Source organism: Methylobacterium sp. ap11 (assembly GCF_900110515.1).
GTDB classification, from domain to species: Bacteria; Pseudomonadota; Alphaproteobacteria; order Rhizobiales; family Beijerinckiaceae; genus Methylobacterium; species Methylobacterium ajmalii.
Map to the genome: position 1 here is coordinate 32,878 of NZ_FOEB01000036.1, position 12,673 is coordinate 45,550.

Annotated in this window: 7 protein-coding genes and 2 pseudogenes; 6 read left to right on the forward strand and 3 right to left on the reverse strand. The window is 70.6% G+C overall.

Going from position 1 to position 12,673, the window contains the following annotated elements; all coding sequences use genetic code 11:
• Positions 1-11: 11 nt before the first annotated feature.
• The 3 genes from BMX97_RS30190 to BMX97_RS30200 are packed head-to-tail and all read left to right on the forward strand — an operon-like array spanning position 12 to position 4,329.
• Positions 12-1,694 carry a PHA/PHB synthase family protein gene (locus tag BMX97_RS30190; RefSeq protein ID WP_244538720.1) on the forward strand — a complete coding sequence of 561 codons (1,683 nt, stop codon included), beginning with the start codon at positions 12-14 and terminating at the stop codon, positions 1,692-1,694.
• A 2-nt stretch (positions 1,695-1,696) separates the two neighbouring features.
• Complete coding sequence (locus tag BMX97_RS30195; protein WP_091754822.1) at positions 1,697-3,160, forward strand: bifunctional enoyl-CoA hydratase/phosphate acetyltransferase; 1,464 nt, start codon at positions 1,697-1,699, stop codon at positions 3,158-3,160.
• Positions 3,157-4,329 carry an acetate/propionate family kinase gene (locus BMX97_RS30200; RefSeq protein ID WP_091754823.1) on the forward strand — a complete coding sequence of 391 codons (1,173 nt, stop codon included), beginning with the start codon at positions 3,157-3,159 and terminating at the stop codon, positions 4,327-4,329. Before BMX97_RS30195 ends, BMX97_RS30200 begins: the two co-directional genes overlap by 4 nt.
• A gap of 67 nt (positions 4,330-4,396) precedes the next feature.
• Here the strand turns inward: BMX97_RS30200 and BMX97_RS30205 are convergent, their stop codons facing one another.
• From BMX97_RS30205 to BMX97_RS30215, 3 genes are all read right to left on the reverse strand, one after another.
• Positions 4,397-6,010: a bifunctional aminoglycoside phosphotransferase/ATP-binding protein gene (locus tag BMX97_RS30205; protein ID WP_348273143.1), complete on the reverse strand. Its 1,614-nt coding sequence runs from the start codon at positions 6,008-6,010 to the stop codon at positions 4,397-4,399.
• On the reverse strand, positions 6,007-8,613 hold the full coding sequence (mgtA, locus tag BMX97_RS30210) for a magnesium-translocating P-type ATPase (RefSeq protein WP_244538721.1): 2,607 nt from the start codon (positions 8,611-8,613) through the stop codon (positions 6,007-6,009). The genes BMX97_RS30205 and mgtA overlap by 4 nt, the downstream gene beginning before the upstream one ends.
• Before the next feature lie 210 nt (positions 8,614-8,823).
• Positions 8,824-9,666: a universal stress protein gene (locus tag BMX97_RS30215; RefSeq protein ID WP_091754826.1), complete on the reverse strand. Its 843-nt coding sequence runs from the start codon at positions 9,664-9,666 to the stop codon at positions 8,824-8,826.
• Between the two features lie 464 nt (positions 9,667-10,130).
• Between BMX97_RS30215 and BMX97_RS30225 the strand changes: the two genes are divergently transcribed.
• The 3 genes and pseudogenes from BMX97_RS30225 to BMX97_RS30235 all read left to right on the forward strand — a co-directional run.
• Positions 10,131-10,568, forward strand: a complete 438-nt coding sequence (locus BMX97_RS30225) for a P-type ATPase actuator domain-containing protein (protein WP_091754827.1) — start codon at positions 10,131-10,133, stop codon at positions 10,566-10,568.
• A 67-nt stretch (positions 10,569-10,635) separates the two neighbouring features.
• Positions 10,636-11,667 (forward strand): annotated as a pseudogene (locus BMX97_RS30230) (ISAs1 family transposase); the annotation flags it as partial.
• A 121-nt stretch (positions 11,668-11,788) separates the two neighbouring features.
• Positions 11,789-12,594: pseudogene (locus BMX97_RS30235) on the forward strand (IS3 family transposase); the annotation flags it as partial.
• Between the last annotated feature and the right edge of the window lie 79 nt (positions 12,595-12,673).

Consider the following 12,673-nt stretch of genomic DNA (forward strand, 5'->3'; position numbering starts at 1 on the left):
ACGACCGTGACGTGAGCGCGACCAGCGAGGCCATCGACGAAGCCGTGCACGCGGCCGTGGCGAGCGCGACCGGCGGCCTCTCCCCGGCCGCGCTCGCCGATGCCTGGGGTGACTGGGCCGTCCATCTCGCCTTCTCGCCCGGCAAGCAGGCCGAACTCGTCGTTAAGGCAGCCCGCAAGGGCGAACGCCTCGCCGGATTCGTGCTGCGCAGCCTGCTGCAAGGGGGCCGCGCCGAACCCTGCATCCGGCTACGGACTCAGGATCACCGCTTCGACGACCCGGCTTGGCAGGTCTGGCCGTTCAGCCTGATCATGCAGAGTTTCCTGCTCGCCCAGCAGTGGTGGCAAACCGCGACCACCGGCGTGCGCGGTGTGTCCCATGCCCACGAGGCGATGGTGGCGTTCATGGTGCGCCAGATGCTCGATGCGGTCGCCCCGTCGAACACGCCCCTCACCAATCCGGTCGTGCTCGCCGAGACCCTGTGCACTGGCGGTGAGAACTTGAACCAGGGCAGCTTCAACCTGATCGAGGATGCGCTCCAACTGCTCGCGGACGAGCCGATGCCCGCCGGCCCCGAGGGCTTCAAGGTCGGGCGCGACGTCGCCGTCACGCCCGGACGGGTCATCCATCGCAAGCGCCTGATCGAGCTGATCCGCTACGACCCTGCCACCGAGGCGGTCCGGCCCGAGCCGATCCTGATCGTGCCGGCCTGGATCGAAAAATACTACATCCTCGATCTCTCGCCGGAGAACTCCCTGGTCCGCTACCTCGTCGGCCAGGGCTTCACGGTGTTCATGATCTCCTGGCGCAATCCCGGCTTCGACGACCGCGACCTATCGTTCGACGATTACTGTCAGCTTGGCGTGATAGACGCCCTCGATTCCATCGGCGGGGTCCTCCCGGGACGTGTGGTCCATCTCGCCGGCTACTGCCTCGGCGGCACGCTCGCCGCCATCGCGGCCGCCGCCATCGCCCGGGATGGCGACGGACGGCTGTCCTCCCTCACCCTGTTCGTCAACGAGAGCCAGGTCACCTTCCTGGAGAGCCTTATGCGCAGCACGGGCACCCTCGACGCCCAGCAGATGGCCGGGGCCTTCCGGCTCCTGCGCTCGAACGACCTGATCTGGTCGCGGATGGTGAACAGCTACCTGCTCGGGCGGCGCGAGGAGACGCCCGCTCTCGCCGCCTGGAACGCCGATGCGACCCGGATGCCGGTCCGGATGCAGTCGGAGTACCTGCGCCGCCTCTTCCTCGACAACGACCTCGCGAAGGGCCGATTTCGGGTGGGCGGGCGGCCGGTGGCGCTCGGCGACATTCGGGTGCCGGTCTTCGCGGACGGCACGGAGCGCGACCACATCGCGCCCTGGCGCTCGGTTTTCAAGCTCACGCTGCTGACCAAGGTTGAGGTCACCTTCGTGCTGGCGAGCGGCGGGCACAATGCCGGCATCGTCGCAGCGCCAGAAGAGTCGGGCCGGCGCTGCCGGGTGCACACCCGGACCGCGCGGGACCGTTATCTCGACCCCGACACCTGGACCGCCCTTGCCCGGGCCACGGACGGCTCGTGGTGGCTGGAATGGACCACCTGGCTCGCCGCTCGGTCCGGCGAACCGACCGCCCCTCCCCTGCCGGGCCCGACAGCCCTGATCCCGGCCGATCTCGGCCCGGCCCCCGGCACCTATGTCCTGGAGGCGTGAGGATGGCCGAGGCCCCCGCCTTCTTCGAGAACCGCACCTTCGCCGAGATCCGGGTCGGCGACACGGCGAGCCTCACCCGCACTCTGCGGGCGCAGGACATCCGCCTGTTCGCGGCGGCCTCCGGCGACGTGAACCCGGCCCATCTCGATCGCGACTACGCCGCCACCGACCGGTTCCACGGGGTGATCGCGCACGGGTTCTGGGGCGGCTCACTGATCTCGGCGGTGCTCGGCACCGAGCTGCCGGGGCCGGGCACGGTCTACGTCGCTCAGTCGCTGCGCTTCCTGAGCCCGGTGCGGATCGGCGACGCGATTACCGCGCGGGTCACGGTACGCGAGAAGCACGAGGATCGCGCGCGCCTCGTTCTCGACTGCGCTTGTCTCGACGCCACCGGGGAGCTAGTCATCACCGGGCAAGCCGAGGTGCTGGCCCCGACCGAGAAGATACGACGCCCCCGGGTTCTCCTGCCGGAGATCTATCTTCACGAGCGCGGCGCCGTTTGGCGAAAGCTGGTCGAGGCGGCCCGGGCCTTGCCGCCGATCCGCACGGCGGTGGTCCACCCCTGCAACGCGCTCTCCCTCGCCGGCGCGCTCGCCGCCGCCCGCGCTGGCCTGATCGTGCCGGTGCTGGTCGGGCCGCAGGCGAAGATCGTCGCGGCGGCGAGGGCTGCAGGCGAGTCCCTGGACGGCGTCGCCATCGTCGATGCCCCCCACAGTCACGCCGCGGCCGAGCAGGCCGTGGCTCTTGCCCGAGCGGGTGCGGTGGCGGCCCTGATGAAGGGCGCACTCCATACCGACGAGATCCTGTCGCCCGCGCTTGTCAAGGCGACGGGCCTGCGCACGGAGCGGCGGATGAGCCACGTCTACGCCTTTGACGTGCCACATTACCGCAAGCATCTGTTCCTCACCGACGCGGCGGTGAACATCGCGCCGACGCTGGAGGAGAAGCGCGAAATCGTCCAGAACGCCATCGACCTCTGCCGGACGCTCGGGATCGCCGAGCCGAGGGCGGCGATCCTCTCGGCGGTCGAGACGGTGGCAACGAAGCTCGGCTCCACCCTCGACGCGGCGGCCCTGTGCAAGATGGCCGAGCGCGGCCAGATCACCTGCGGCTGCGTCGACGGCCCGCTCGCCTTCGACACCGCGGTCTCGCGGGAGGCCGCGCGAGCCAAGGGACTCGATAAGGGGCTCGGCAGGGCGGTGGCGGGGGACGCCGACATTCTGGTCACACCGGACCTCGTCTCCGGCAACATGCTGGCCAAGCAGCTGATCCATCTCGCCGGCGCGGAAGCCGCCGGGCTCATCCTCGGGGGGCGCGTCCCGATCGTTCTGACGAGCCGGGCCGACAGCGCCGAGATGCGCGCCGCCTCCTGCGCCCTCGCCCAGCTCTTCGTGCACCGGGGCGGTTCCGTTGCGCCGGCAGCGTCACCGTGTGCGGGCGCCCAGCAGACGGGGGCCCTCGCATGACCGACGCGATCCTGGCGATCAACGCCGGCTCCTCAAGCCTGAAATTCGCCCTCTACGAAGCGGAGTCACTCGCTCTCCTGTGCCGCGGCGGGGTGTCGGGTCTCAACGCCGCCGTCCGGCTCGAAATCTCAGGCCCCCTGCATCTCAAAGGCGCACCGCCGCCGGCCTGCGACCATGCTGGCGCCGTCGCCTGGCTCCTCGACGCGCTCCGGCGCGTGCAGGGCCTCGCCGTGCTGGCGGCGGGGCACCGGGTCGTGCATGGCGGGCGGGACTATGCGGCGCCGGTGCGGATCGACGACGCGGTTCTCGCCCGCCTCGACCGGCTGGTGCCGCTCGCCCCCGCGCACCAGCCCCTCAATCTCGCGGGACTCCGGGCGGTGGCGGAGGTCTGGCCCGGCCTGCCACAGATCGCTTGCTTCGACACCGCCTTCCACCGCAGCCAGCCGCGCCTCGCCCAGCTTTTCCCGATCCCGCGGGCGCTCTCGGATGAGGGGCTTCTGCGCTACGGCTTCCACGGCCTCTCCTACGAGCATATCGCCACGGTCCTGCCGGAGGTGGCCGGGCTGAGGGCGGAGGGCCGGGTGATCGTCGCGCATCTCGGCCACGGCGCCAGCCTCTGCGCCCTACGCAACCGGCGCAGCATCGCCTCGACGATGGGCCTGACGGCCCTCGACGGGTTGATGATGGGCACCCGCTCAGGCTCGGTCGATCCCGGCCTCGTGCTCCACCTGATCCGCGAGCGGGACCTGTCGCCCAGCGCCGTGGCGGACCTCCTCAACACGCGATCAGGGCTACTCGGGGTCTCGGGCATCAGCGACGACGTGCGGGTGCTGCAGGATTCCGACGATCCGCGGGCGGCGGAGGCCCTCGACCTCTTCGCCTACCGGGCGGTCCGGGAGGCCGGCTCCCTCGTGGCGGCGCTCGGCGGGCTCGACGCCCTGGTGTTCACGGCGGGCATCGGCGAGCATGCGCCACGGATGCGGGCGGCGATCGCGTCCGGTCTCGCGGCGTTCGGCGTTGCGCTCGATCCGGTCCGCAACGCGGGCGGCGAGCGGTGCATCGGCAGGGCCGGATCGCAGGTCGCGGTCTACGTCGTACCGGCGAACGAGGAGCTTCCAATCGCCCGAGCCGTGGTGCGTTGCCTCGCCGAAGCCGCCAGCCGGGGGTAGCTGGAGCACCCGGCCCCGCCTCGATCGTCCCCGGGACCCCGGGCGCCATCGCGATGGCGCCGCCGCATTACGCTGATACGTGCTCGCGGACGACGCCCACGGCGAGTGCTCCTTCACCATCCATGGCTGAGAGCACGATCCGATACGCCGCATCGGCCAAAGTCTTGGGAACGAGCCCCGCATCAAGCCGGTGCCACGTGATCACCCCACAATCCCGCCGCGCCTGGGCGGCTAGGATGGCGGGCGTGGCGTCGGACGGGTCGCCCCGCCGGGCGACCACGCGCTCGGTCAGGGTGGCGAGCGGTGCCTCCAGCCAGAATCCCTCGAAGGTCGCGCCGCACGCGGCCGCGAGGCGCTCGACGGCCTCCCGCTCGGCCGGGCGGGCGAACACCGCGTCGAGCACTACCGACGCCCCGCCCGCCAGGACCTGAGCGGCCTCGTCCCGCATCGCCGCATAGACCTGTTCCGAGATTGCGGCCGCGTAGGCGCCCGGCGGCAGGCGCGTCAGGGGAAAAACCCCGTGCAGGCGCTTGCGGGTGCGGTCGCTGCCGACGATCCGGGCGCCCGGGCTCGCGCCGATCCGGTGCGCCAGGGCGGCTGCCAGCGTCGACTTGCCGGACCCGCTCAGGCCGCCGATCGCCACCAGGCAGGCAGGCCGCTCGACGAGCAGGTCGCCCGCGAGGGCGAGGTAGGCCTGTGCCTCGGTGCGGAAAGCAGGCCCGGCCTTGCCGGTGGACCGGCACGCCGTCGATTGGCTGGCCGTCACATGGGCGCGGATCACGGCCCGCAGAGCCATCACGAACGGCATAAGCCATGCATCGGGCGCCTCGCCGGTCTCGTCGAGGTAGCGGTTGAACAGCAAGTTCGCGAGATCGGGTCGGCCGCGGTGCCACAAATCCATCAGCACGAAGGCAAGGTCGTAGAGAACGTCGATCGTCGCCAAGCGCTCGTCGAATTCGAGGGCGTCGAACGGCGTCGGCACACCCCCGAACAGGCAGATGTTGCGAAGCGTCAGATCGCCGTGGCAGCGCCGGACCCTGCCTTCCCGGCGCCGCGCGTCGAGCCGCTCGGCGTGGCGTGCGAGCCGCGCCCGGAACGTGGCCGTCAGCGCGTCCACCTCCTGGTTGCGAACGAGACCGCATACCCGCAGGCTGCGGTCGTTAAGGGCGACGAGGTCGGCCATCGCCGCCGCTCCGCCCTCCCGGCGGCTCACCGGCGCCCTGGCGTGGAATGCCGCGAGACGCCGGGCTAGATCAGTCACCTGCGCTGGTGTGAGGCGCCCGTCGCGGACCATGTAGTCGAACAGGTTCTCGGCGGGGAAGCGCCGCATCGCCACCACGGCATCGACGAGGGGACCGTTCCCGTCGAGGACGAGGCCGCCCTCCGGCGTGCGGGTGATCCGGTGCACCCCGCGATAGAGGCCAGGCGCCGTGCGGCGGTTGACGGCGAGTTCGGCCGCGCAGGCGGCGAGCCGGCCCTCGGGGGTCGAGAAGTCGAGATAGGGCAGTCGCACCGCCCGCTTGAGCTTCAGCACCCGGTCGCCGCTCATCAGGATCGTGGAGACATGGGTATCGATCTGCTCGATAGGCCCCTCCCCGGCCAGGAGGTGCGCCAGGAAGGCACGGGTCTCGGAATTGGCCTCGCCGGGAGGCTCGATCGCGTTGCAGGTCTGCGTGCTCACCGCCGCCATCCCTCCGTATCCGCTCGGAATGGGCGGCCCTGCGGCGTCGCGAGCGGCCGGTCCCGTTCGCCCGCTTCTCGGGACGCCATAGCCCCAGTCTTCATGGCCCCAGTCTTCATGGCCCCAGTCTTCATGGCCCAAGGCTTCACCGCTTCGGCCGCCGCGAGGTAGAGAACCGTGATCCCTGCGACGGCGATCAGGATCGCGGGCGCCGGCGCCGCGAAGCCGAGCCAGCCACCGAGGGGCGTGAACGGCAGCGCCAGCGCCACCGCCAGGGCCGCCAGCGAGGAGATTGCGAGGGCGGGGCCTGGCCAGTCGCGCCACGGCCGCGCCGCCGTGCGAATGACGACGATCACCAGGATCTGCGTCGCCATCGATTCCAGGAACCAGGCGGTGCGGAAGACCTCCGGCCCCGCCCCGAACCCGAGGAGCAGCACGCCGAAAGTGAGGAGATCGAACACCGAGGAGAGCGGTCCCATCACGGCCGCGAAGCGCAGGAGGGCCTGCCGGTCCCAGGCCTGAGGATGCGCGATCGCCTCCGGCCGCACGCGGTCGAACGGGATCCCGAGTTCCGAGAGATCGTAGAGCAGGTTGTTGAGCAGGATCTGCATCGGCAGCATCGTCAGGAACGGCAGCACCGCGGCCGCGAGCGCCATTGAAAGCATGTTGCCGAAATTTGAGCTCGCCCCCATGCGGATGTACTTGAGAATGTTGGCGGAGGTCCGCCGCCCCTCGGACACGCCGGCTGCCGCGACCGCGAGGTCCGGGGCGAGCAGGATCAAGTCGGCGGCCGCCTGCGCGACGCCGCTCGCGCCGGCCACCGACCAGCTCACGTCGGCGTGCCGGAGGCCGGGGGCGTCGTTGATCCCGTCGCCCAGGAACCCGACCACCTCGCCGCCCGCCTGGAGCGCCTTCACGACGCGGACCTTCTGGTTGGGGCTGAGCCGCCCATAGGCGTCGACCCGCCGAACCTGCGCGGCCAGCGCTTCGTCGTCCATGGCGGCGACCTGCGGCCCCGTTAGGACCTCGCCGAGGTCGAGCCCGACGAGCCCGGCGAGGCGCCGCACCACGACCGGATCGTCGCCCGACAGGATCTTGACCCGTACGCCTGCATCCGTGAGCGCAGCGAGCGCCGCCGCCGCGCCAGGCTTAGGTGGGTCGGCGAAGGCGCAGAGTCCCTCGAAGACGAGATTCGCCTCGCCGGCCTCGGCCGGTCCCAAGGCTGGCCGCGACGCAACCGCGATGCAGCGAAAGCCCTCCCCGGCGAGAGACCGGACATGCGCCAGGGCCGCCTCGCGCTTCGAGGCACCCAGGCTGGAGGCCCCCGTCCCGTTCCGAAAGGCGGTACAGTGGGCCAAGACAGCCTCGGGCGCGCCCTTGACGATCAACGTTAGCCCCTCCGGCCCGTCCGCCAGGACCGAGCCGGTGCGCTGCGCATAGTCGAAGGGGCGCTGCCAGACGAGCCGCCAGCCCGTCGCCGCCTCGGGGCTCGCCTCCGCCAAGGCCGCATCGAGCGGTCCTCTGTCGCCGCCGAGCGCCGCCGCCACGGCGCCGAGGCGGGCCGGCCGCGGCGTAGCGACGCCCGCCGGGTCGAGGCTCCACGCGAGGGTGATCTCCGCCGAGGTCAGGGTGCCGGTCTTGTCGGTGCACAAGACCGTCATCTCCCCGAGATCGTGGATGGCGGCGAGGCGCTTCACGATGACCTTGCGGCGCGCCATCCTGAGCCCCCCCCGGGCGAGGGTCACGGTGGTGATCATCGGCAGCAACTCGGGGGTGAGACCGACCGCCAGCGCCACCGCGAAGAGCAGGGACTCGACGACCGGGCGCCCGAACGCCACCCGCACGACGAGGACACCAAGGACCAGGACGAAGGTCAGGCGGGCGATCAGGAGGCCGAGGTCGCGCAAATCGCGCTGGAATGGCGACGGGCTTGCCTCCTCCGCCAGCGACGCGGCCGCCACGCCGAAAACCGTGTCGCGGCCAGTGGCGGCCACGAGGGCGATCGCCTCGCCGCTCTGCGCCACGGCACCGCGAAACAGGGCGTTCGTCGCCTCGGCCGGGCTCGCCGACGCGACGAGACCGGGGCGCTTCTCGACCGGGTAGGGCTCTCCAGTGAGCGCGGCCTCTGCCGCAGCAAAGCCGACGCTCGCGAGAATCAGGGCGTCCGCCGGCACGATGTCGCCCGCCCGCACCCGGATCACGTCGCCGGGGACGAGATCCTCGACGGGAACGACCCGGAAGGCACCGTCGCGCCGGACCTCCGCCTTGAGCGCCACGCTCTGCCGCAGGACTTCCGCCGCGCGCAGGGCCTGGCCTTCCTGAATTGTATCGAGGCCGATCGAGAGCGTCAGAATCGCGATGATGACTGCCCCGCCGGCCCAGTCCCCGGTGAGGATCGTGATGAGGCCGGCCGCGATCAGGATGAGGGATAGGGGCTCGCACGACCGGCGCAGGACCGCCCGCGCGGCGCCGTCGACCCGGGTCTTCGCGTCGCGGTTCGGCCCGTGGCGCGCTAGGCGACGCTCCGCCTCCGAGGCGGTCAGGCCGTCCGGCCCGCAGGCGAGGCGCGCGCGCAGCACCTCCGGCGCAATGGTCCAGAACACCGGCCCGTGCTCACGTAAAGAAGAGGGGCAGTACGCTGCGTGGGAACGACACTCGGATATGACCGGCGCAGTCTTCTGCTCTCGTCGTGGTGATTGCAGATCGTCCGACATCGCCGGCTCCCCCCGGCCCTCCGTGGCCGGCGCGGGTAGAGTACAGAGGTCCCGGCGCCGCGCTTTGATCCGCCTCAAGGTGGGACGGGTCCTGCGGGGTCAATGCTCCATCAGCAGCGGGACCAGGCAAGCGCGTAGCATCTCCTGCGTGACCCCGCCGAGCACCGTCTCGCGCAGGAGCGAGTGGACGAAGGCGCCCATCACGATCATGACGGTCTCCATCTCCGCCGCGTGGCGGCGCAGGGCACCGGCGACGTCTCCATCCTGGGTCGGCAGGTCGGTGACGGTGACGGTGACGCCGTGATGCGCGAGGCCCGGCGCCACCTCGGCCCCCGGGACCGCGTGCGAGAGATCCTTCTCGCCGGTTACCACGACGACCTCGACGCTCTCAGCTTGGCGCAGGAACGGCAGGGCGTCGCGCAGGGCGCGGGCCGCCTGGGCGCTACCATCCCAGGCGACGTAGATGCGTCGCGTCGCGACCGTCCCGCAACCCGGCGGGACGACGATCAGCGGGCGGCCGCTCTCGAACAGCTGGGTCTCGATCAGGCCGCGGTCCCCCGTCAGCATCCGCGGCTCGGCGTCGATCACCGCGAGGTCGTGCAGCCGGGCTTGGGCGGAGAAGCACGCGAGCAGGCGGTCGTAGGACAGGTGCTCGGCCTGCGCCGTGCACAGGATGCCGGCGGCGGACGCATCATTCCGCGCCCGTTCGGCCGCGGCTTCGGCAAGGTCCCGCAGCCGCCGATTCTCGGCGGTGACGACCATGCCGACGAAGCGGCTGATCCAGGCATGCGGCAGGACCAACCGGACCGAGGCCGCCTGGACGGTGACCCGGGCCTGCGCGCGCTCCGCCAGTGACAGGCCGTAGGCGAGCGCGCTCGACGGGGTCTCGTCGCCCAGGCGCTCGGTCAGGGCGATCAGGATGGTACGCAGGTTCTCGATCATGGCCGCCCCGCTCATGTCCGACACGGGCGGACTCTGGCAGCGGTGCGCACGGGCACGTTGCGCTGGATCAACGACGCTCCGGCCGATCGGTCGTTGGGTTTGATCGGGCGAGACCGATCGCGGCCGGACGAGGGAGGGGCCGGTGGGCGAGCCGACGATGATGGTCCGGACACCGTCGGTCCAGCTGGCGCCCGCCGACGGTGCGGACGCGGCGGAGCGCGAGCCTTGTCGCGAGATCGAGCCTGCCACCTGATGCGGTGGCGGCGGCCCTCGGCGTCGATGCGTTCTCCGGCTTGAGGCGAGGCGAGGCGCGCGCCTGGGCCGGGCTCTGAGGCCCGAACACGCTGCGCGTCCGGCCGCCCGTCCCGGCCTGGCGCCGGCTGCTGGCGCGGTTCGCCGGTCCGCTGGTCCTGCTGCTCGTCGCCGCGGCGGCCATCTCGGTCAGGTTGTAGCTCCGGGAGGCGGTGGCGGACGGGAGGGCCGGCCCGCCCTTCGAAACCCTCGCCATTCTGGCCATCGTGGTTCTCAATGTCGCAATGGGCTTCATCCAGGAGGCGTGGGCCGAGCGGGCCGTCGCGGCCCTTCGGCGGATGTCGGCCGCGCGGGCGCGGGTCGTCCGGGACGGCATCCGCCGGGAGATTCCGGCGACGGAGTTGGTGCCGGGAGACGTGACCCGCATCGAGGAGGGCGACGCGATCCCCGCCGATGAGCGGCTGATCGAGGCGAGCGCCCTGCGGGCCGGCGAGGCCACCCTGACGGGCGAGAGCGTTCCGGTCCCGAAGGATGCCGCCCTTCTTGCCGGCGAGGCGAGCCTGGGCAACCGGCGCAACATGGTGTTCAGCGGCACCGCCATCGTCAACGGGCAGGGCGTCGGCATCCAGGGCAATCGCTTCAGCCCTTGAGCGGGTTTGAGCTGCGCGGGGATGAGGATCGTGGTTGAGGAGGGGCTTGTCGCTCTGAGAGACCCCCATGCCATCATCGCTGTCGATCCTGGATCATTTCTCAGCCTTGGAAGACCCGCGCCAGCATTGGCGGGTGATCTACCCGCTGCCCGAGATCCTGCTGCTGGTGTTGTGCGCGACGCTCTACGGCATGGACGATTTCGTCGAGATCCGGCTGTGGGGTGACCAGCGCCTGAGCTTCCTGCGTCGTTTTCTCCCCTACGGACGGGGCCTGCCCGCCCACGATACCCTCAACGACGTCATCAACGCGCTCGACGCCGACCTCTTCAAGACCTGCTTCACCACCTGGGTCGAGAGCCTGCGCGAGGCCGAGCCCGACCTCATCGCCGTCGACGGCAAGACCTTCCGGCGCTGCCACGCCAAGACCAAGGGCCGGGCCGCCCTGCACACCGTCTCGGCCTGGGCCGCCCATCAGCGCCTCGTGCTCGGCCAGGAGGCGGTGGCCGACAAGAGCAACGAGATCACCGCCATCCCGTGCCTTCTGGACCGGCTCGAACTCCGGGGCGCTCTCGTCACCATCGATGCGATGGGCACCCAGACTACCATCGCCGAGACCATCGTGGCCCGAGGCGGCGACTATCTGCTCGCGCTCAAGGCCAACCGCCCTGCCACCCACCACGACGTCGTGCGCGTCTTTGCCGATCCCGGCGACGTGATCGTGAACACCCACGAGACGCTCGACAACGATGATGGTCGCCTCGAGCGCCGCCGCGCCAGCGTGTGCCACGACGTGAGTTGGCTGACCTCGGATCGCCGCTATCCCAATGAGCCGCGCATGCCTCATCTGGCGATGATCGGCATGATCCAGACGCAGGTCGAACGCGCCGGTCGGATCGAACAGGAGCGCCGCTACTATCTCTCTTCAACGAGGCTCGACGCCAAGACCTTCGCGGCCGCCGTGCGGGCGCACTGGCAGATCGAAAACCGCCTGCACTGGGTGCTCGACGTCGTCTTCCATGACGATCTCGTGCGGCTGCGGACTGGATCAGGCCCGCAGAACATGGCGGCGGTGCGCTATATGACCATCAACCTCGTGCGCGCACCCCACGATCGCCACAGCCTCAAGGCTCGCAGAAAGCTCGCCAATCTCAATCCCGATGACCTTGCCCCCTGGTTTGCCCTCGATCTGAAGCTAGGGTCCGTCGAAGAGGAGACGGACGATGAAGAAGAGCCGGTTAAGCGAAGAGCAGATCATCGGCATCATGAAGGAGCAGCAGGCCGGGCTACCGGTCGCTGAGATCTGCCGTCGCCACGGCATCAGCGACATGACGTTGTACACGTGGCGCTCGCGTTTCGGCGGCATAGAGATCTCCGACGCGTGTCACCTAAAGGCGCTCGACGAGGAGAACCGCAAGCTCAAGAAGCTCCTGGCCGAGGCGATGCTCGACGTGGCGACGCTGCGTGAGGCGCTGGGAAAAAACTTCTGATGCCCGATGCACGGAGAACGGCAGTGAGCTGGGCCATCGAGGAGAAGGGCTATTCGCAGCGTCGCGCCTGCGGGCTGATCGGCCTTGAGCCGAAGACGTACCGCTATGCCTCGACGCGAGGTGACGATGCGGCCGTGCGGGTACGCCTGCGCAGCCTGGCCGACGAGCGCCGCCGGTTCGGCTACCGACGTCTGCTGATCCTGCTGCGGCGGGATGGCCTCACCCTGAACCACAAGAAGCTCTTCCGTCTCTACCGGGAGGAGCGGCTGTCGGTTCGCAGGCGCGGTGGGCGCAAACGAGCCCTTGGCACGCGGGCACCGGCCGCCGTGCCCCAGGAGCCGAACCAGCGCTGGAGCCTCGACTTCGTCTCCGACACGCTCGACGACGGGCGGCGCTTCCGCATCCTCTTCATGGTCGACGACTGCACGCGGGAATGCCTGGCGCTGGTGGTCGACACGTCGCTGTCCGGCCATCGCGTCGCATGTGAACTCGACCGGATCATCGCCGGCCGCGGCAAGCCGCTGATGATCGTCTCGGACTGGGATTGGGATTGCCCGGTTTCTGTGGTTCTTGCTCACCTTGCGTGGATCAGGCGGCCAGAACCATGCGGCGCTTCAG

Coding starts and splice junctions, on each gene's coding strand:
- BMX97_RS30195 (WP_091754822.1), top strand. CDS start 1,697: ATGGCCGAGGCCCCCGCCTTCTTCGAGAACCGCACCTTCGCCGAGATC.
- BMX97_RS30200 (WP_091754823.1), top strand. CDS start 3,157: ATGACCGACGCGATCCTGGCGATCAACGCCGGCTCCTCAAGCCTGAAA.
- BMX97_RS30215 (WP_091754826.1), bottom strand. CDS start 9,666: ATGATCGAGAACCTGCGTACCATCCTGATCGCCCTGACCGAGCGCCTG.